Genomic DNA, 20,187 nt, shown 5'->3' on the forward strand with positions numbered 1-20,187 from the left:
CCAGATTTTTTAGACCAGATATAGAGGAGTGTTGAGATGAACCGTGATGATGTCGATTGGGCAGGGTACTTTCCCGCCGTTGTGACTCCGTTTACCGAGTCGGGAGCGCTGGACCCCACCACGATGCACGCGCTGATCAATCAGTACGCCGAACGCGGGATGCACGGTGTCGCTGTCAACGGAACCTGCGGAGAATGGTTCTCTCAGAGTGTCGATGAGCGCAAGACGGTAGCCGAAACTGCTGTCGCTGCGGCAGCCGGAAGAATGCGCGTACTCATTGGGTGCACCTCGAACACCGTCGAGAACGTTGCGGAGTTAGCGCGTCACGCGCTCGATGCCGGCGCGGATGGCGTTCTCGTTTCGCCTCCCCCGTACATCAAGCTCTTTCCGAACGAAGTGGTGGCCTGGTACGAAGAGATCAGCGCCGCCGTTCAGGGCCCCATCGTGGTCTACAACTGGCCGCACGGAACCGGCATCGATATCGATTCTGACCTTGCTGATCGTCTCGCCGACATCGACTCGGTCGTGGCGATCAAAGACAGCACTCCCAACGTCGACCAGTTCTTTGAAACCTCGCGACGTGTTCGCGATCGCGTTCGCGTCTTCGGCCCGTACATGTCCGCTCGTGGAGTCGAAGTGTTGCGTACCGAAGGCGGCGATGGAACCGTCGGTGGCGGCTCTCTCTTCGGCTCTCCCGATCCGCAGTTCTGGGAGAACTACTGGGCAGGTGACTTCGACGCGATGGAACGCTATGCCGCGGTGCAAGACCAGCTCTTTCCGAAACTCTGGCTTCCCGGCGGCTGGGCAGGCATTTACGGCGGCTACCAGTCGCAGCTCAAGGCCCTCATGCACATGCTCGACCAGCCGGCCGGCCACGTTCGACGCCCGCGCCTGCCCGTCAGCGACCCTGCCGCATTGGATGCCATGCGCGCCGTGCTTGTCGATGAAGGATTGCTGAACTCCACTGCGAGGCACGCGTGACCTCGGGCCGCATCCCGGGCCACGGCATGGAACGTGGAGCGCCGGTGCGTATCGTTGTTGACGGTGCGCCCCAGGATGCGTTTGAAGGCGAAAGCGTCGCCGCCGCAATCATGGCGTGCGGCCAGAACGATCTTCGCGAACACGAATCAGGTGAGCCGCGGGGATACTTCTGCGGCATGGGCATTTGTTTCGATTGCGTCATGACGGTCGACGGCGTTCCCAACACCCGCACGTGCGTGACGTGGGTGCGGGATGGCCTGACCGTAGAACGACAGCGCGGCTCAGGGCTTGCTTCTGACCCGCAGTAACCACCGTGTGTAGTGATCTCCCTCGAAAGGACCCTGTATGTCTCAGCCCCAATCTCAACTATTCGAACCGATCACGATTAATGGTCTGACTGTTCCGCATCGCCTCTGGGTAGCCCCCATGTGCATGTACTCGTCGATTGATGGTCAGCCCGCTGACTTCCACATCGCCCACTATGGCTCGTTTGCACTCGGCCGCGCGGGTCTCATCATGACCGAGGCCACCGCTGTCTCGCCCGAAGGCCGGATCTCGCCTGACGATGCCGGGCTCTGGAACGACGAGCACACCATCGGCTGGCGCCGCGTCGTGGACTTCGTGCACAGCATGGACTCTCTCATCGGGATGCAGCTCTCGCACGCGGGCCGCAAGGCTTCAACAGCCCCGCCCACGCGCGGTCGCGGTTACGTTCCTCCGGCTGAGGGTGGCTGGCAGACGGTCGGGCCTACCAATCTTCCATACGAGCCCTTCGCGGCTCCTCTCGCGCTCGATCACGCCGGCATCACCAAGGTTATTGACGACTATCGGGATGCTGCACGCCGAGCAGTCGAAGCGGGCTTCGACCTCGTTGAGGTGCACGCCGCCCACGGCTATCTCTTGGGGCAGTTCTTGTCGCCGACCTCGAACACTCGCACCGACGAATATGGCACCGATGAGGCCGGACGCACCCGCATCCTTCGCGAAGTCGTTGCCGCCGTGCGCGAAGTCATCCCCACCGACATGCCCCTTGTCGTGCGCCTCTCGGCCACCGAGTGGGTTGACGGCGGCGTGACAGTCGATGACACGATCGCGGTTATTCGTAGCCTTGAGGGCGTTGACCTCATCAGCGTCTCCTCCGGCGGCAACAACCCCGGTCAGCACATCGTTCCGGGACCGGGCTACCAGCAGCCGTTGGCACGCAAAATCCGTGCCGAGGTTGACCTGCCCGTTGGCGTTGCCGGCCTCATCACGTCGCCCCAACAGGCAGAGGCCGCCATCGTCACCGGCGACACCGACATCGTGTTCGTCGCTCGCCAGTTCTTGCGCGAGCCCAACTTTGCACTGCGCGCAGCCTCAGAGCTCGGTGGCGAGCTTGAGTGGGCGTGGCAGTACAACCGCGCAAAGTACTGGAACAGCATTCCCTAAGCGCGCGAGTCGCCCACAGTTCTGGGAGGCCGTCGAGCAGTGGTTAACTCAGCCACCGCTCGGCGGCCTTTGCTGTGAGCCCACCCGTCGCACACAGCCAGCCAACGGATGATGCCACGGCTTCCTCTGCCGTGAAGCGCGGGCGATAGCCCAACTCGGTCTGCGCGCGTTCAATACTCATGACATGGCTTCGAGTGATGTGCTCGAACGACGTGGATGCTTGCTTGGGTGTCACTCGTTCGCGAAAGCTCTCGAACGGGAGAAAGTCATAGGTGATTTCGTGACCGAAGCGCTGAGAGATCGCCGCCGCCAACCCGCGAAGGTTACTGGCACGCGCGGCAACGGCGTTGAAGACGTCGAAGGCCGGAGCGGTTTCTCGCTCCAGAGCCAACTGAAACACTTGCGCGACATCACTCGCGTGAACGTGGTGAAGCGTTTCGAGCCCGAAGTTCGGCAGCGCTAGCGGTTCGCCGGCGGCGAGCGTCTCCCACACCTCAAGGCCGCCGTGCCCCTGGGGGGTGATGACGGCCCAGCCTGGCCCACAAATCTGGCCCGGGCGAATGACGGTGCTCGGGAGCCCGTCCGGCCGCAGCGATTCCAGACGTAAGAGTTCTTCAATCGCGGCCTTGAGGATGCCGTAATCGCCCCAGGGCTCACTCACGACGTCTTCATCCGCGGGCACCGCCGACAAGCGACCCTTCACCCAAATTGTGCTGCACATGATGAGGCGCTGAACGCGCCCTCGAAGCCCTTCGACGAGGTGCGCGGCTGACTCCGGAGTGAAGCAGATCATGTCGATGACGACATCGGCGTTCAGCGCCGCAATGTCGTCAGCGAAGGTGCCGGCCGTTTCGCCAGCCTCGCGGTCGACCATGACATGCTCAACCGAATCCCACGCCTCGTGCTGGCGGTAGCGCGGAGTTGCTGTGCGACTCACCGCGACAACATCGTGGCCGGACCCTACAAGCTCGGGGATCAGATAGCCGCCGACGTGTCCCGTCGCTCCAATGACAACAACTCTCACGCGTGCCTCTTTCTACTGTTCGGGTGACGCGATGACAGAAATAGGGGTCGGCTTGAACGGAACCTGCGGGGCAAACCCCGACCGTTCATCCACCGGATTACCGCTTCGCTCTGCGGAAAGAGCCACCACAACCGGACCGCAATAACGCCCCTGACACTTGCCCATGCCCACTCGCGATACTCGCTTGCTGGCACCGGCGCTCGACGTTAGTTCGTCGACGCCGTGCGCGACCGTCTCAAGGCTGAGACTCTCACAGCGGCATACCGTCGTTTCGGGGGTCGCCAGCTCGATCGTGAGTACTGGCGCAGCGAAGACGCGGTTGAGCGAGTTCTGGAACCTCAGGTTGCGCGCCAAATTTCGGCGAGCAGCGCTGAGTTCACTGGCGTGAGCACTCGATGACGCTCCACCGAGCTCGGCGACAATCGAGGAACCGGCAATGACGCCCCGCGCTTGCGCAACCTTTGCACCGTGCACTTGAGCAGAGTCACCAATCACAAACGCCTCCGGCACCGAAGTGCGACCATCAGCGTCGCGCTCCACCACGAGCGTCTTGAGGGAATCGTCCCACGAGTGGCGACAGCCGAGCATCCGCGCGATCTCATTCGATGGCAAGAAGCCGTACCCCATGCACACTGCGTCGACGTCGAAGCTGCGCTCGGTGTCAGCGATGGGGGTTCCGTCGGCGCGCAACTGCGCAACGACCGCCCCGGTCACTCCGTTTTCATCGCCGGTCATACGTACGACCGCGCTCCCCGTAATCATCGGAACGCGAGCTCGCGCGAGGGCAAGGCCGTACTTTGCCCCATCGGCAATGAGTCCGGGAGACGAGAATGCCATCGTCGCCACCGAAAGAGCGTTGGTCACCTGTGCCGGGCGAGCCAGTTCAACAAGCGCGACAACGCGCGCTCCTGCCGCTGCCAGCTCCGCCGCGACCTGCATGTTCAGCGGTCCGTTTCCGGCCACCAACACGCGCTGACCCGGCGAGACCTGATACGACCGAGAAAGCGTTTGGGCGGCTCCCGTCGTCATGACTCCGGGCAGCGTCCAGCCTGGCATCGGAACACCACGCTCGTACGCGCCGGTCGCGAGAACGACGCGCTTGGCCCGAATCACCCACCGTTCCACCGGACTCGCGGCAACGATGTGATCGGGAGCAAACGCTCCCCAGACCTTGGCACGGTCGAGGATGCGCACGCCCGAAGCCCGGGCGCGCTCAATCAGAGCCCGCCCGCGCTGATATTGGCCATCGAGGCGCTGCTCATCAAGGTCGAAGTCTGGCGCAGGCTGCTTGTAATACTGGCCGCCCAGTTTGCCGCGCTCGTCGAGCAAGATGACATCGAGCCCGCCCTCGGCCGCCACCGCTGCGGCAGCAAGCCCCGAAGGGCCAGCACCGATCACGACAACGTCGGGCGTTAGCGTCGACTCCGGAAGGCTCGCACCCTCATCCAAGCTGGGCAAATCGAGCCGCGGCTCAGCAGAGTCGACAACCATTCCATCCGTTGCCGGAGTCATGCACGCGAGACTCTCGCCCTTGCCCTCAATCATGACCGTGCACTCAGCGCACACACCCATTCCGCAGAAGACTCCGCGCTTGTCGCCTTCTCGGGCTACCCGCAATGCGGGATCGCCCGCCGCAATCAGCGCCGAGGCTACCGTGTCACCAGCTTGGCCCTCGACCGTTTCCCCGTTGTAGTTGACGGTGATCGCGCGGGGAGCGTCGCCGAACCCCTTGCTATGAATTCGCACTAGTGGTTACCGTTTTTTCGCTGATAAGCGCGCCACGTTGTTGCCCAACGCTCGGGGTCATCAAGCCCCGCTCCGTTCGGACGCGCCACGACCTGATTATGGGGTGAGGTCTTCACGAGCTCGGCATCACTGCGAGCTTCGTCCACGACGTGAGCGAGCACATCGATCCAGTAGTCGATATCTTCAATCGACCACGCTTCGCCGGCTTCCGGAGTGAAGGGCTCGGGAACGATCCACGGTTCGTGGCTCAACCAGTAAGCATCGATGCCGAAGTCAGTCATCCGGTTCTGAATGTCTACCGCCGTCACGCCCGTCTCGGCGGTGATGTCGCCCAGACTAAAGCGCGTCATCTCGAGCCGACGCTTGGTCATTTCGGGGAAGGCTTTCGTGATTCCAGGAATCTCGAGGATGCGCTTCTCCATGTAGTTGTTGGTGAGCACCGACAGGTCGGCAGCTTCGCGCAAGCCATTGCCTCCCATCGCCTTGAGCCAGGTGTACGCCGCGATAACCTGCGGCACGTTTCCGAGGTATTCCCGGATGCGGCCCAGGCTCGACGGCGACTCGACGAGAGTGTACGTGTCGTCGACCTTCTCGATGCGCGGCCCCGGCAAGAATGGCGCTAGAGCCTCGGAGCATCCGTAGGCGCCGACAGCCGGGCCGCCGCCGCCCTTGGTAACGCCGAAGGTCTTGTGCAGCATGAACATGCACGCATCGAAACCCAGCTCGGCAGCGCGCAAACGAGTCATCACGCCGTTGAAGTTGGCGTGATCGTAGAAGCAGAGCCCACCCGCTTCATGAACGATGTCGACCCACTCCTTAATATGGGGGTTGTAGATGCCCATATCGTCGGGGTTGTTCACCATGAGGGCTGCTGTGCGATCACTGACCGCGGCCCGCAGCGCCTCAACCGACGGATATCCATCCTCTTCAACCGGAAGGGTGATGATGTCGAAGCCCGCGGCCGAAGCGGTGGCGGGGCTCGACGGGTGCGACTGAGCAGTGGTGATGATTTCAGTGCGCTGCCCGAGCTCGCCGCGCGAGGCGTGGTACGCGCGAGTGACGGCCGCGTGGGTGAATGCCGCTGCGGCTCCACCGCCGGGTTGGAAGGTGAAGGCCGGCATTCCCGAGAGCGACGTGAGCGCTTGAGAGAACTCATCCACGATCTGAAGGACACCCTGCATCGTCGACGGATCTTGGGCCGGATGCACATCCGCAACATACGGGCGAGCGATGATGCGCTCGCTGATGCGGGGGTTGTACTTCATGGTGCAGGTACCGAACAGGCTGATGCCCACCATTCCCATCGTCTGCTGCGAGAGGTGAAGGTAGTGACGAAGAACATCGGGTTCCGACATCTCGGGAAGGCCCGGCGCTTCGGTGCGGTGCAACCCGGCCGGAACGAGCCCGGCGGCATCCGCGCTCGCCCACGAGGTGGGCGGCACTGTTCCACGACGGCCGGGGGAACCCATTTCCATGATGACGGGTTCGCTCCAGCGTGCGGCGTGGAAGGGACGAATTTCGCTGCGGGTCATCGCGTGACCGCCTTTCCTAGAGAGCTGATCAATCGCTCGATGTCGTCCTCCGTGTGCACTTCTGTCACACAGTAGAGCGCGCTCTGGCCGAGCTCAGGGAAATCACCGCTGAGGTCTTTACCGCCGAAGATACCCTCGGCGAGCAGCTTCTCATTGATGTCGGCGACGGTCAGCCCGGTGCCGGTGAAGTCCACGACGAACTCTTTGAAGAAGCCGGAATCAAAGCGCACGGTGACGCCGTCGATACCGGAGATTCGCTTCGCGGTTTCGTGGGCGTTCGAGATGATGGTGCTTCCCACTTCAGCGAATCCCGCAGGACCCATGAGCGCCATGTAGACGGTGTTGCGAATTGCCCACAGGTAGACCGAGTTACCCGTCCAGTCGTTACCTTCTTCGCGTGCACCGTAGGAGCTCTGGCCAAAGAGCGTCAGGCCGAAGGCACGCTCACCAGGAACCAGCGTTTCTGTGATGCTGACCTGCAGTGTGGGAAACTCGCGGGCGTACCGTTCTTCGTCACGGGTCGCGATGAAACCGCCGACTCCGCCACCCGCATTAAGAGGAACGCCGAGAGGCTGCGTGGAGCCGATCACGATGTCCGCACCATAGCTGGCGGGCGAGGCGACAATTCCGAGGCTGAGCGGATCGGTTCCCACGATCATCTCCGCGCCAACAGCGTGCGCCCGCGCGGTGATTTCGGCCGCTTGAGCTTCGAAAACTCCAAGGTGGTTGGGGGTGTCGATGTAGACGGCAGCAATGGTGTCATCAAGCTGCGCGGCGAGCTGGTCGAGGTCGGTGTGGCCGGTCTCGGCATCGTAATCGAGGTCGATAATCTCGAGGGCGCGCGATGACCCCTGAGTGCCGCAGTAGCTTTCGATAACGGCGCGACGCTCGGGATCGATGGCCTTCGTGACAATGACCCGGTTGCGTCCCGTGAGGCGAGCCGCCATGCGCAGTGCGTTACCGCCCGCCGATCCCCAGCTGTAGACCGGGAGGCCCACGAACTCGAGGTCGAGGAGTTCGCCAAGCTGAGAAGAGAATTCGAACCACGCCTGGTTGCGTCCGTGGTCAGACGACGGGGTTCCCCACACCGAGGTAAGAAATTCGCTTCGTCCCGCAATTTCATCGCAGACCGCCGGAACATGATGCTGCCAGCTCCCGGCGCCCAAGAAACTGAGGTTGTCGCGAGTGTTCTTGTTCGCCCGCAGAATGCCATCGACGTGGCGCTCGAGCGTTGCCTCCGACAGAATCCCGTCGGGCAGGGTCTCACCCTGCGTGCCGTAGTGCTCGGCAGGAATCTGCTCGAACAACTCCTCAATCGACGAGGCGCCAACCGCGGCGAGCATTCTCTCGTGAATGGCCTCGGTTGAGTTTCCCATATAGGGATGAGGGGTGAGCGGAGTCATTTTCGCTTCCTTCCAGCGGGAACTAGTGGGTGATTCTGAGGACAGTGCTGCGTGTCGGCGACGTGCGGATGCGGCGATACCCCTGCAGTGCAAGGTATGGCTCAGCCCGACCGAGGTCGACATGAAGTTGAGGGGGTTGCAAGGCATCAATCTTGTTTTGCGCGGCGACGATCACGATGTTCTCGTCGTCGATCAGAGAGAGGACTCTCGGACTGATCTGCTGATTGCCGCGGCCGAGCAAGAACCCTTGCCCGCCGACAACGCCAAGAATGAGAACGCTGCCGGGGTGGGTGGAGACATGCTCGAACAACGTCTCCTCCGAAGCGTCGACCGTGACGAGTGCCCCATTGGCGACGATGTCACAACCGTTGCGAGTGCCCTCGAGCCCTAATGCACCAAGGATGCTGCCCACGGTCGTGCCCGGGCCCAGAATGTAACTGGTGCCCGCCGTCATGCTGGCCGCAATGTCGGCACCGAGCGCCGGGATGTCGGCCTCCGAGCTGTCGGGACGGGCCACCTTCGGGCCTTGAACTCCGGCCGTCGCGTGCGGAACCCGCGCCACCGCAATGTCGCTGATGTCGTGCTCCCCCGGGGCGACATCCAGAACTTCAGTCTCGAACGAAACGCGACGCTCGCCGGCGGCGAGATATTCGGCGGCGATCTCACCGGCGCGCTCCGGAGTGCGCGCGAAGACTCCCGAGTGCATCTTCACTCCGCTGGGAGTGCCGAGCACCGTAATTACCGTTCCGAGCTCGGCCACGATATCGGCCGCTGTTCCGTCGCCACCCGCGAAAAGCACGAGGTCGACGTCGGCATCTCGCATCGCGATCGCAGCAGCACGAGTGTCGGCCGCCGAAGTGGTGTTGCTCGCGACTCCCACGGTGCGTGCCACGGTCAGCCCGCTGGCGCAAACACTGTTCTCGCCCATTGCACCGGCCGCGGCCACGATGTCGATCGCGGCCGGATGCTCGCGTCGCAGCACGGCGAGCGCCCGCTGCATCCGTTCCTCAGCTCCCGGCAACGCACCGAGGGCGCGCGCCTGTTCAGAAGCATCGCCATCGGTTCCGTGAAGTGCGACCGCTCCACCCATACCGGCGATCGGGTTGACGATAACGCCAACCCGAACCGCCGTGGAAAGGGTTTTAGCCAATCAGTCCTTCTTCTTTCACTACGTCGTCGAGTGCCCGTCGGGTTCCCGCCACCATGGCGTCGATTTCTTCTTCCGTGGTGGTGAACGGCGGGGAGAACGAGATCGTGTCGGCGGCAGGAAGGGCACGAGTGATAACGCCGTGCGCCAGGCTGCGCTTGGTGACCTTGGCAGCGAATGCCATGCCGGGGTCGAAGGCCTTCATGGGCGCGGTGCTCTGCACGAACTCCACTGCACCGACGAGACCTTGTCCGCGGATTTCTCCGACGTTTGGATGCCCGGCAAACTCTTCTTGGAGTCGACGGTGCATGTGCGCGCCCACCGTGGCGGCACGCTCGGTGAGGTTCTCGTTCTCGATGATGTCGAGGTTGGTGAGGGCGGCTGCGGCGGCAAGCGGGTGGGCGGAGTAGGTGTAGCCGTGGCCGAATCCTCCGTAGAGGTCCTGCCCAGCCATCACGACGTCCCAGACTTTCGGAGTCACGAGGCAGGCCGAGAGGGGAACGTAGGCCGACGTGATGCCCTTGGCCACGGTGATGAGGTCGGGCTTCATTCCGAAGGCAGTCGTTCCGAAGTCGACGCCGAGACGCCCAAAGCCACACACAACTTCATCCGCGATGAGAAGCACGTCGTACTTGTTCAACACAGCCTGAATCGCCTCGAAGTAACCGGCGGGCGGGATGATGACTCCGCCGGCAGCCTGCATCGGCTCCGCGATGAAGGCGGCAACGGTGTCGGGACCTTCGGCGAGGATGAGCTCTTCGAGTTCCCGAGCGAGAACGGCAACGAAGTCGGCGTCGGTCATGCCGGGCTCCGCTTCCCACAGACGGTGCGGTGGGCGTACGTGGCGAATCATCGGCAGCGGCAAGTCGAACCCATCGTGCAGGTTCGTGAGTCCGGTCAAACCGGCGCTCAGTACGGTGACCCCGTGATAACCACGGGTGCGGGAGATGATCTTCTTCTTGTTGGGCAGTCCGCGCACGTTGTTGTAGTACCAGACGAGCTTGGCTTGAGTGTCATTGGCATCGGAGCCGCTGTTGCCAAAGAACACGCGCGATACCGGCACCGGCGCCATGTCGGTGAGGCGTTTTGCGAGGCGGGCAGGAAGGTCGGTGCCCATTCCGGAGAACGCGTGATAGTACGGGAGAGTATTGGCCTGCTTGGCGAGCGCTTCCGCCATTTCGGGGCGAGAGTAGCCGATATTGACGCACCACAATCCCGCCATGGCGTCGAGGTACGTTCCGCCAGTGGAGTCCGTCAGGGTGGATCCTGATCCGCTCACGATCGTCAAGGCTGGTCCTGTTGCGTCGAACGACTTCAGCGCCGTGAACGGGTGAAACAGGTTGTGACGATCCATCTCCTGGAGGGAAGCCGTGGACTGGTGCGACATGGGTTGACTCCCTATGGTTTGCTATGCTCAAAAGCAATAAAGTGCGTTCTAAGAACTTAAGTTCGTAATATGAACCTACCAAATCAACGACGGAATCGCGATAGTTGACGATTAAAGCTTCCGCGGAGGAAACCATGGATTATCTCGCAGGCAAGAATATTCTCGTGACGGGCGCCTCGCGCGGCATCGGGGCCAGCATCGCTCGGGAACTGAGTGAGCGCGGCGCGCACGTGATCGCCCAATACAACACCTCTGCTGCCGGCGCAGAAGAGGCCACCGCATCCGCCACCGAGAGACTTCTCGTCTCGGCAGACTTCTCCGACCCAGCGGCGGCGGCTCAGCTCTGGAAGACCGCCGTCGACTGGCACGGCCGCGTGGACGCCGTGGTGTGCAACGCCGCCGTGATGCCCGAGGTGGAGTTCGACGCCCCGGAAGCAGAATGGAACGCCGCCTGGGATCTCGCTCTTCAGGTCAACACTCGCGCTCCATCCGACCTGACCCGCCTTGCCACTCAACACCATCTCGAGAACGGCGGCGGCGTCATCGTCGGCATCTCCAGCTGGGCTGCTCAGCGCGGAGCCTCCAGCTCGCGCCTCGTCGGATACTCGGCGTCGAAAGCGGCCTACGCCGCCATGCTCAAGACTGTCGCTCGCGCCTACGCCGCAGAGAACGTGCTCGCGTACCTCATTGCTCCCGGCGTCGTTCAGACCGAGATGAGCCAGACCGCGGCACTGAGTTCTGGCGGAGTCGACCGCATCACCGAGAGCCTCGCGATGAAGGAATGGGTTCCCCCGACGGACATCGCGACACTGGTGGGCATGCTGTGCGAGGGGCGCCTGCGTCACCTCACCGGCGCCACCCTCGACGTCAACGGCGCGAGCTACGTTCGATGAGCGCCTCAGAGCTCTTCAGCCCCCTCACCATTGGAGACGTCACTTTCTCCAACCGCGCGTGGGTATCGCCCATGTGCCAATACTCTGCAGGGGCGGATGGTGTGCCGCTCAACTGGCACCTCATTCACCTCGGACAGTTTGCGATGGGAGGAACCGGCCTCATCTTGACCGAGGCAACCTCCGTCAGCCCCGAAGGCCGCTTGTCTCCCCACGACACTGGCCTCTGGAATGACGAGCAGGCGGCCGGCTGGAAACCCATCGTCGACTTTGTTCACGAACAGGGCACTCACATCGGAGTGCAGCTCGTGCATTCCGGCCGCAAGGCATCGACCTCCACCCCGTGGTCGGGCACCGGATACATCGATCCCGCTGAGGGCGGATGGTCGACACTCGCCCCGTCACCGATTGCGTTCTCGACACTTCCCGAACCCCACGAGCTCACGATCCCCGAGATCGAGCGCATCACCGGCGACTTCGTTTCGGCAGCCCAACGAGCACTCGATTGCGGATTCGACGTTGTTGAACTCCACGCAGCCCACGGCTACCTGCTCAATCAGTTCCTGTCACCGCTGTCGAATCAGCGCGCCGATGGCTACGGCGGCGACTTCGACGGGCGCACCCGGATGCTCCGCGAAGTCGTGACGGCGGTGCGCGAAGTCTGGGCGCCCGGTCGTCCCCTCTTCGTGCGCGTGTCAGCGACCGACTGGGCTGAGGGCGGCTGGGATATCGACGACACGGTACGGCTTTCTGTCGTGCTGAAAGATCTTGGCGTCGACCTCATCGATTGTTCAACGGGTGGCATCGTGCGCACCTCAATCCCGATCGGTGCCGGGTACCAGGTGCCGTTCGCTGCTCAAGTGAAGGCAGGCGCTGGAATCACCACCTCAGCCGTCGGCCTCATCACCGACGCCACTCAGGCCGAGACGATCATCCGCTCCGGCCAGGCCGACGCCGTCATGCTCGGTCGGGCCGTGCTGCGCGACCCGCACTGGGTCAACGTCGCGGCCGAACAGCTCGGGGCCGAGCCGCGCTGGCCGAATCAGTACGCCGCCGCCCGGGGCTAGTCGGCCACCTTCGTCACGCTTAACAGCGAAGGTCCCCGCACTGCGACAGTTGTCGCGGTGCGGGGACCTTCGTGTGTGTGGCGTATCGAGCGAGAGTTCCTTACAGCGCGGGGTTCGCTACTGCTTCGTCAACCAAGCCGAAGTCGATGTCCCAGAAGCCGAGAATCTTCTCGTAGGAGCCGTCTTCGATCAGCTTGTTGACCGCGGCGGTGATCACCTCGGTCATTCCGGAGTCTTTACCCACAGCAACACCTTCGAGGTTCGGCTGGTAGTCGAGCGCCTGAATCTCGAATCCGTCAGCGCTGCCACCATCACGCAACAGCCAAGAGAGCTGGCCCTTTGCGGTCATGAAGGCATCGATGCGGTCGGAGGATACGGCGAGCAACGCCGCACCCTGCTGCGGGAACGAGTCAACGGAAGGTGCCTCTGCGCCAGCGCTCTCGCACGTGGCGATGATTTCATCGAGCTGGATTAGGAACGCGGAACCCGCGAGCGCTCCAATACGCAGCCCACAGAGCTCGTCGGGGGCGCCGATGCTGAGACCAGAGCCTTCTTTCGTGATGACGCCGGTGGTGCTCTCGTGCACGGCAACAATGTCGACGACAGCGAGACGTTCTTCGGTCACGATGATCGACGCCCAGGAGGTGTCGTAACGCCCGTTCTCGATACCGGGGATGAAGGTGTCGAAGGCTCCCGAAACCTCGGCGTCGTACTCAAGGCCGAGCACGGCAGCCGTGGCGCGAGCAAGGTCGGGGCCCCAGCCGGCGAGTTCGTCGTTCTCGTCAAGGAAGGTGTCTGCCGGAGCGTTGTCGTATTGGATGGCCGTCAACTTGCCGGATTCTGCGACAGCTTCGGGCAGCATTGCCGCGAGGTCCGCATCCTTGGTGATCATGACGCCAGCGACTTCGGTGCCCTCTGAGCTGTTTCCGGCATCCGTATCGGAATCGGAATCACTCGAGCAGGCGACCAAGGAAACGGCAAGCGCGGCGGATGCGGCGACGGCCACAATGCGGCGGTGCGCGTGGGGGGTGAGCTTCTTCATAACTGTGGGGCTCCTTCGCTGTAACAAGAATTGTTCGCTTAGCGTGCAAGTGTTCACCAAGCGTGCGGGGGTGTCAATGACCCAGAGCACACTTCTGGCTACGATTGTGTAAACATTTCGAACACTTGGTCACTAAGCGCACAAACCCCTATGATGAATAAATTGCCGGTCATCACGTCACGTGCGACCGAGAATCGACAAGACGGGACGCCCCATGGGAACGAAAGAGACCGTAGAGAGGGAACCCGAGCGGGGCCCCCTCACCACTCAGCTGCAACTCGGCATCCTCCCCTCGGGCAAGAAAGTTAAGGCTGCTCGAAGCGGGCGGTCCACCCTCTCCACCATTGGTGGCTGGGCGCTGCGCATCTTCGTCGTTCTCGTCATTCTCGAAATCATTTCGAAGTTTCTCACCGCCGACGCCATGCGGTGGGATGTCGTCTGGTCCTACCTCTTTAGCGAGAAAGTCATCAGCGGCGTAGGCCTCACGCTCTTCCTCACGGTTGTCGCGATGGTGCTCGGCTGCGTCATCGGCCTCCTACTCGCGCTCATGAAGATCTCCAATAGCCTCCTGTTGAACGTGACAGCCGACGGCTACATTTGGCTCTTTCGCGGAACACCTCTGCTCGTGCAATTGCTGTTCTGGTACAACCTCGCAAGCTTCCTCCCGACGCTGAGCTTCGGCATCCCCTTCGGTCCCCAGTTTCTCGAAGTCGAAACCAACTCTGTCGTCACGGCAATGGTTGCCGCGATGCTCGGTCTCGGGCTCAATGAGGGCGCCTACATGTCGGAGATCTTCCGCGCCGGCATCCAATCGGTCGATCATGGCCAGACCGAGGCAGCAGCAGCGTTAGGCATGTCGCGCCGCCGCGCCATGAACCGCATCGTGCTCCCCCAGGCCATGCGCGTCATCGTTCCCCCGACGGGCAACCAGGTCATCTCGATGCTCAAAGGAACCAGCCTCGTGAGCATCGTCGCCATTAGCGAACTCCTCTATACCGTGCAGGTCATTTACGCCCGAACCTTCGAAACCATTCCCTTGCTCGTCGTGGCCTGCATCTGGTACCTCTTCCTCACCACCGTTCTGTCGATCGGTCAGCACTACATCGAGAAGCACTACGCCAAGGGTGCGAACCGCAACGTGCCCGACTCGTACCTCACCAAATTCAAGAACTTGTTTGGTCCATCCGCCCGTCAAGAATTTGCTACCCAGGAGCCCGTGCGCTGATGAACACCGATACAGAACCCATCATCGAGATTCAGCGCCTGTCGAAGCACTACGGCAAGCTTCAGGTCTTGCGTGAAGTAGACCTTGATGTTTTTCCCGGTGAAGTCGTCTGCATCATTGGCCCTTCCGGCTCGGGCAAGAGCACGCTACTGCGCTGCGTGAACCACCTCGAGAAGCCGGACGGTGGGGTCGTGCGCCTCGAGGGCGACCCGGTCGGCGTGCGCGAGTCTCGCGGCCATCTCGTCGAACTCTCGCCCGCCGAACTCGCAAGCCAACGCGTTGACATCGGCATGGTGTTTCAGAGCTTCAATCTCTTTGGACACATGACGGTGCTCGAGAACATCATCGAGGCACCCATGCAAGTGCTTGGCACGAGCCGCGCCGACGCCACGAAGCACGCCCTACAGCTGCTGGAGTGGGTGCGACTCGAAGGCAAGGAGAACACCTACCCTCGTCAGCTTTCCGGCGGTCAGCAACAGCGTGCAGCTATAGCTCGCGCACTGGCCATGCGGCCGAAAGTGATGCTCTTCGACGAGCCGACCTCTGCTCTCGACCCCGAGACGGTTGGCGAAGTGCTCTCGATCATGCGCCGGCTCGCGACCGAAGGCCTCACGATGATGGTTGTTACTCATGAGATCGACTTTGCCAACGACGTCGCGGACCGCGTTGTTTTCATGGATGGCGGCTCGATCATCGAGATGGGAAAGCCGGCAGATGTTCTCGGTCACCCCAAGGAGGAACGCACGCAGCAGTTCCTCTCGCGCATCCTCAAGACCAACACCACGTCGTAGCAGCAGCAGCGAGGTGCCCTCTTCGTAGCTAGTCGTGCGGTGAGGGCGCTAGCTTTCGAGAATGACGCTCGGCACATCGCCCTGGTGGCGCAGGCCCTCGAGCTTGATCATGGCGAGCTCGCGACGGAGTACGTTCGCTTCCCAGTTGTCACCGGGAAGGAGCTCATTCATCTCATCCATGACATAGGCAATGGTCTGGGGAATCCAAGGGTCACCGGTGCCGCGAGCGCTTCCGATGCGGGCATAGACGGCGCCGATGACTTCGGCATGCTGAGCCGTACCGCCGCGGGTGTTGAGCTCGGAAGTCGCAAAGGGGCCCGTAATCGACCAGCGCCTGCCGAGACCTTCGCGCACGAGAGTGTCGACATCGCGCGGGGTAACGACACCCTCGCCGACGAGAAAGTATGCCTCGCGCAGCAGCGCCCCTTGAAGTCGATTAAAGACGAAGCCCTCGATCTCGTTCTTTACGACGATCGGGGAGATTCGCACTGAGCTGAGGAGCGCAGCGGTTATTGCCACTGTGGCATCACTCGTGTATTCCGAGGGCACGACTTCGGCCACGCGGAGCAGATAGGGCGGATTTGCCGGATGCACGACCAGACAGCGATCGCGCCCGGCAAGCTCTGCGGTGAACTGCGACGACGGAATCGTCGACGTCGAGCTTGCCAGCGTGACGCCGCGCCCGGTCGCTTCATCGAGCCAGGCAAAGAGATCCCTCTTCACCTCGACGGACTCAGTGACACTCTCCTGAACGTGCACGGCGCCCACAATGACATCCTCGCGGGATGTCGCTACGACGATGCGTTCCAGAACGGTCGCGGGAGATTCGCTGATGAGTCCCGCCTCAGCAAGATTGTTGAGGCGGAACTCCACAGCGGGGATGACGCGGTCAAGCATCGCGGGCTCATAGTCGTACACGCGAACACGGCAGCCACTCGTTGCGAACACTACGGCCCAACCGATACCGATTGTGCCGACGCCGATAAGCGCTATGGTCGGCGCTTCGCCGTCGTGCTCGAGGCTCGTATTCACGCGTCGATCACAGGCCCAGGTGAGTGGACTGCTGCGCGATCCGTTCCATGATCGGGAGAATGCGGCTGACACGCTCTTCACCCTCGTCGCCCAGTTGCGCGAACGTCGTGAGCGGCGGGCGAACCGTACCCACGGGGTAGCCGGCGCGAGCAGCCAACTCCTTCGAGTAGCACTGGTGACCGTAGGTGGGGTGCCCCTCGGCAATGATCTCGTCGAGTTCATCAATAAGTCGCTGGATCGTGCGCGCCTCTTCGTAGCGTCCCTCAGCGGCGAGCTGTACAAAGCCAGCGGATGCGCGAGGAATGTAGTTTCCGTACGGGTTGACGTAGCCGACCGCACCCAGAAGGTAGGAGTCGACAACGCGCTCTCCCGCGAAGACATTGATAAGGCCGTCGCTGGCTTCGAGCACGTCGCGTACCCGGCCGAGCTCTTGGCTCGATTCCTTGATGTAGCGCACGTTCTCAAAAGCGCGGGCGAGTCGAGCAACCAGCTTGGCGCTCATGTCGACATTCGAGGTGACCGGGTTGTTGTACAACATGATCGGAATCTGCACGGCTTCACTGATCGCCTTGTAGTGACGGAAGATCTCGTCATCCGTCGGCGTGTAGTAGAAGGGAGGAAGAATCATGAGGCCATCGGCGCCCAACTCTTCAGCCTGAGCACTGCGACGAACCGCTTCCTTCGTGCTGGCGGCCATTGAGCCAACGACGACAGGAATGCGACCATCGATATGCTTGACGGTCTCCTCGACGACCTGCTGACGCTCGTCATCGGTGATGGCAACAAACTCGCCGGTCGTGCCGAGCATGATGATGCCGGGGACCTTCTCTTCGAGCTGCCAATCAAGGAATCGCTTGAGCGCGGGGACGTCGATTGACGAGCCGTCGGCGGTGAATGGGGTTACGGCGACGGTATAACTACCTCGGAGTTCGGCGACCACAGTTTCCTCTCTGCGCACGAGTGTGCGTGTAATGAACATTTACAGCATACGGGAGTTCCGCGCCACGGAGCCAAAATCGACGCAAAGTGCTTCACTATGCGGTCGAGTTGTCCGTATAGCGCACACAAATGGGCCGTATCCGCTATATGCTAGTTTTCTTGTCGATTAAGATTCAGGTAGGGACAAAAAGTGAGCGATCCAGAAAGCCCAGCGAACGGAGCGGCTGATTTCGTCCAGTCCCTCGATCGCGGCCTCCGCGTCATTCGGGCATTCAGCGATCGGCATGATCGCCTCTCTATGGCCGACGTCGCTCGCGCCACCAATCAGAGCCGGGCTGCCACCCGTCGCTTCCTCCTTACCCTCGAGTCATTGGGCTACCTCGGAGTCGACGACAAGCGCTACTACCTCCGCCCGCGTGTTCTCGAACTCGGCTACGCCTACCTCTCGTCATCAACGACGGTTGAGGTAACTCAGCACTACATGGAAGAACTCAGCAAAGAACTCAATGAGTCCTGCTCTGCGTGCACGTACGATCGCGGTGAGATTGTCTACGTCGCGCGTGCCGCCGCGGACCGAATCATGACCGTGAACATCGGAGTCGGTCGCCGACTCCCCGCTTTTGCCACATCGACCGGTCGGCTATTGCTGTCGGCGCTCTCCCCTGCAGAGCTCGACGACTTTTTCGCGACCTACCCTCGCCCCGCGCTCACCAACAAGACCATCACCGATGAAGGTGAACTTCGAGCCCTCATCGCGACGGCGGGAGAACAGGGCTGGACCATCAACGACGAGGAGTTCGAACATGGAGTTCGCGCTGTCGCCGCCCCGGTCTATGACGCTGCTGGAAAGATATGGGCGGCCGTCAATATCTCCGTGCCGGCGTCCCGCGCCTCGATGAAAGAGCTCGAGTCAAAGTTCTTGCCACGCTTGCTCGAAGTGACCGAGCAGATCTCACGCGACATCAAGCGCTAATAACCAACAACAAGTAAAGGGCCGAGATTTCATCTCGGCCCTTTACTTGTTAATCGCGAAGAGTGCTGACTATTCGAAGCTCGACTCATCAACCGTCAGCGCGATGTACTTCGTCTCCAGGAAGTCCTCGAGGCCCTCGTGGCCACCCTCTCGTCCGAGACCCGACGACTTCACGCCGCCGAACGGAGCTGCGGGCTCGGCCATGATTCCGCGGTTGACCCCGACCATTCCGAAGTCGAGTCGTTCCGACAGTGCGACTGCCCGCGAAATGTCACGGGTGAAGAGGTATGCCGCCAGGCCGTAGTGGGTGTCGTTGGCAAATTCGAGCGCCTCGGCAACAGAGTCAACGGTGTACAGAGCCGCGACGGGCGCGAAGATTTCGTCGTTGCAGAAGTCGTGCTTCTTGTCGGGGAAGCTCATCACGGTCGGCTCGAAGAAGAAACCGTCACGATCAATCGCCTTGCCGCCAAGCAGCAGCGTCGCGCCAGCGGCACTTTGGAAGTCTTTAACGAGACGCCCGGTGCGGTCACGCTGGCGAGCGTTGATCAGCGGCCCGACCACGACGCTCGCGTCGAAGCCGTCACCCACTTCAAGCTTGCCTGCTGCTGCCACGAACTTCTCGGTGAATTCCTCGGCGATGTCGCGGTGCAAAATGATTCGGTTGGCGGCGACGCAGGCTTGGCCAGCGTTGCGGAACTTGCAATTGACGGCTTCACGCACAGCAAGATCGACGTCCGCGTCATCCAGCACAACAAACGGGCCATCGCCTCCCAGCTCCATCGAGGTGTTGACGATGTTGCGAGCGGCCTGTTCGAGCAGCGTGCTTCCCACCCCGGTCGATCCGGTGAAGCTCACCTTGCGCAGTCGTGGGTCGGCAAGCAGCGGCGCCGAGATCGATGCCGAATTGCTCGTGTGGATGAGGTTCACCACGCCAGCGGGAAAACCTGCTTCCTCTAGCGTCGCCACAAACAGAGCCGCGGTCAGCGGAGTCTCGCTTGCCGACTTGAACACCACGGTGCATCCTGCGGCGAGCGCCGCCCCACCCTTGCGCGCGTTCATGAGCATGGGAAAGTTCCACGGGGTGATGAGCAGAGCGGGCCCCACGGGCTGCTTCGTGGTCATCACGCGGAATCCGCCGTTCGACGACGACGAGTATGTGCCGTGGATGTGAGCGATCTGCTCGGCGTACCACTGGAAGAAACCGATCGAGAGTGCGAATTCGCCCACGGACTCTGCTCGCGGCTTTCCGCTCTCGAGCGTCATGATGTCGGCAAACGCATCCGCCCGGGATTCGAGAAGACGGTGTGCCGCGTGGAAGAGGTTTGCGCGAGCACGAGGCGCCATCGCGCGCCAGTCGTCTTGCGCGGCGACGGCGGCGTCGAGCGCGCGTACGGCATCCGAGGCGTCTCCGTCGCTCACGCTGGCGATAACGCTGCCGGTCGACGGGTTAACTACCGAGAACTCGCGGCCGGTTTCTTCCCAGGCACCCCCGATGAAGATTCCCAGCGGAACCTTGTGGTCGCTGAGCAGTGAGTGTGTTCGGGGGGCTAGTGGTTCAACCATGGCGGCGCCTTCCTGGA

Annotated in this window: 18 protein-coding genes; 8 read left to right on the forward strand and 10 right to left on the reverse strand. The window is 62.1% G+C overall.

All coding sequences use genetic code 11. From position 1 onward, the window contains the following. The first annotated feature begins 36 nt into the window (after window positions 1-36). The 3 genes from I6E58_RS00685 to I6E58_RS00695 are packed head-to-tail and all read left to right on the forward strand — an operon-like array spanning window position 37 to window position 2,409. Complete coding sequence (locus tag I6E58_RS00685; RefSeq protein WP_197129299.1) at window positions 37-981, forward strand: dihydrodipicolinate synthase family protein; 945 nt, start codon at window positions 37-39, stop codon at window positions 979-981. Then, on the forward strand, window positions 978-1,289 hold the full coding sequence (locus I6E58_RS00690; protein ID WP_197129304.1) for a (2Fe-2S)-binding protein: 312 nt from the start codon (window positions 978-980) through the stop codon (window positions 1,287-1,289). Before I6E58_RS00685 ends, I6E58_RS00690 begins: the two co-directional genes overlap by 4 nt. A gap of 37 nt (window positions 1,290-1,326) precedes the next feature. Further along, window positions 1,327-2,409 carry an NADH:flavin oxidoreductase/NADH oxidase gene (locus tag I6E58_RS00695; RefSeq protein ID WP_129072752.1) on the forward strand — a complete coding sequence of 361 codons (1,083 nt, stop codon included), beginning with the start codon at window positions 1,327-1,329 and terminating at the stop codon, window positions 2,407-2,409. Window positions 2,410-2,452: 43 nt separating this feature from the next. On the opposite strand, the gene I6E58_RS00700 is transcribed toward I6E58_RS00695, so the two are convergent. Genes I6E58_RS00700 through I6E58_RS00725 form a run of 6 tightly spaced genes read right to left on the reverse strand, consistent with a single transcriptional unit; the run spans window position 2,453 to window position 10,648 of the window. Continuing rightward, the gene (locus I6E58_RS00700) at window positions 2,453-3,433 is read right to left on the reverse strand and encodes an NAD-dependent epimerase/dehydratase family protein (protein ID WP_197129306.1); all 981 of its coding nucleotides are present in this window, start codon (window positions 3,431-3,433) and stop codon (window positions 2,453-2,455) included. Between the two features lie 12 nt (window positions 3,434-3,445). Continuing rightward, a complete protein-coding gene (locus I6E58_RS00705; protein ID WP_197129309.1) occupies window positions 3,446-5,179 on the reverse strand; it encodes an FAD-dependent oxidoreductase in 1,734 nt (577 codons plus the stop codon). After that, window positions 5,179-6,711: an aminomethyl-transferring glycine dehydrogenase subunit GcvPB gene (gene gcvPB, locus I6E58_RS00710; protein WP_197129312.1), complete on the reverse strand. Its 1,533-nt coding sequence runs from the start codon at window positions 6,709-6,711 to the stop codon at window positions 5,179-5,181. The genes I6E58_RS00705 and gcvPB overlap by 1 nt, the downstream gene beginning before the upstream one ends. Then, the gene (gene gcvPA, locus I6E58_RS00715) at window positions 6,708-8,114 is read right to left on the reverse strand and encodes an aminomethyl-transferring glycine dehydrogenase subunit GcvPA (protein WP_197129314.1); all 1,407 of its coding nucleotides are present in this window, start codon (window positions 8,112-8,114) and stop codon (window positions 6,708-6,710) included. The genes gcvPB and gcvPA overlap by 4 nt, the downstream gene beginning before the upstream one ends. A gap of 22 nt (window positions 8,115-8,136) precedes the next feature. Next, window positions 8,137-9,264, reverse strand: coding sequence for an ATP-NAD kinase family protein (locus tag I6E58_RS00720; RefSeq protein WP_197129316.1), 1,128 nt, complete (start codon window positions 9,262-9,264; stop codon window positions 8,137-8,139). Next, on the reverse strand, window positions 9,257-10,648 hold the full coding sequence (locus tag I6E58_RS00725) for an aminotransferase (protein ID WP_129072746.1): 1,392 nt from the start codon (window positions 10,646-10,648) through the stop codon (window positions 9,257-9,259). Before I6E58_RS00725 ends, I6E58_RS00720 begins: the two co-directional genes overlap by 8 nt. A 134-nt stretch (window positions 10,649-10,782) precedes the next feature. Between I6E58_RS00725 and I6E58_RS00730 the strand changes: the two genes are divergently transcribed. Continuing rightward, complete coding sequence (locus I6E58_RS00730; RefSeq protein ID WP_129072745.1) at window positions 10,783-11,541, forward strand: SDR family NAD(P)-dependent oxidoreductase; 759 nt, start codon at window positions 10,783-10,785, stop codon at window positions 11,539-11,541. Continuing rightward, window positions 11,538-12,605 carry an NADH:flavin oxidoreductase/NADH oxidase gene (locus I6E58_RS00735; protein ID WP_197129318.1) on the forward strand — a complete coding sequence of 356 codons (1,068 nt, stop codon included), beginning with the start codon at window positions 11,538-11,540 and terminating at the stop codon, window positions 12,603-12,605. The genes I6E58_RS00730 and I6E58_RS00735 overlap by 4 nt, the downstream gene beginning before the upstream one ends. Window positions 12,606-12,705: 100 nt before the next feature. On the opposite strand, the gene I6E58_RS00740 is transcribed toward I6E58_RS00735, so the two are convergent. Then, window positions 12,706-13,647, reverse strand: coding sequence for a transporter substrate-binding domain-containing protein (locus tag I6E58_RS00740; protein ID WP_197129320.1), 942 nt, complete (start codon window positions 13,645-13,647; stop codon window positions 12,706-12,708). A 214-nt stretch (window positions 13,648-13,861) separates the two neighbouring features. On the opposite strand from I6E58_RS00740, the gene I6E58_RS00745 reads away from it, so the two are divergent. Continuing rightward, entirely contained in the window at window positions 13,862-14,872 is a 1,011-nt protein-coding gene (locus I6E58_RS00745; protein WP_129072742.1) for an amino acid ABC transporter permease, read from the forward strand. After that, window positions 14,872-15,663: an amino acid ABC transporter ATP-binding protein gene (locus I6E58_RS00750; RefSeq protein ID WP_129072741.1), complete on the forward strand. Its 792-nt coding sequence runs from the start codon at window positions 14,872-14,874 to the stop codon at window positions 15,661-15,663. The genes I6E58_RS00745 and I6E58_RS00750 overlap by 1 nt, the downstream gene beginning before the upstream one ends. 48 nt (window positions 15,664-15,711) lie before the next feature. Here I6E58_RS00750 and I6E58_RS00755 read toward each other — a convergent pair whose 3' ends face one another. Together I6E58_RS00755 and I6E58_RS00760 are read right to left on the reverse strand one after the other, a co-directional pair. Beyond that, on the reverse strand, window positions 15,712-16,695 hold the full coding sequence (locus I6E58_RS00755; RefSeq protein WP_168187228.1) for a 3-hydroxyacyl-CoA dehydrogenase: 984 nt from the start codon (window positions 16,693-16,695) through the stop codon (window positions 15,712-15,714). Between the two features lie 7 nt (window positions 16,696-16,702). Beyond that, on the reverse strand, window positions 16,703-17,635 hold the full coding sequence (locus I6E58_RS00760) for a dihydrodipicolinate synthase family protein (RefSeq protein WP_168187227.1): 933 nt from the start codon (window positions 17,633-17,635) through the stop codon (window positions 16,703-16,705). 189 nt (window positions 17,636-17,824) lie between these two features. Here I6E58_RS00760 and I6E58_RS00765 point away from each other — a divergent pair, with 189 nt between their 5' ends. Beyond that, window positions 17,825-18,607, forward strand: a complete 783-nt coding sequence (locus I6E58_RS00765; protein ID WP_129072738.1) for an IclR family transcriptional regulator C-terminal domain-containing protein — start codon at window positions 17,825-17,827, stop codon at window positions 18,605-18,607. A 69-nt stretch (window positions 18,608-18,676) separates the two neighbouring features. Here I6E58_RS00765 and I6E58_RS00770 read toward each other — a convergent pair whose 3' ends face one another. After that, complete coding sequence (locus I6E58_RS00770; RefSeq protein ID WP_197129322.1) at window positions 18,677-20,170, reverse strand: NAD-dependent succinate-semialdehyde dehydrogenase; 1,494 nt, start codon at window positions 20,168-20,170, stop codon at window positions 18,677-18,679. Window positions 20,171-20,187: the final 17 nt, after the last annotated feature.

This window comes from Salinibacterium sp. SWN1162 (assembly GCF_015864675.1).
Taxonomy (GTDB): domain Bacteria; phylum Actinomycetota; class Actinomycetes; order Actinomycetales; family Microbacteriaceae; genus Rhodoglobus.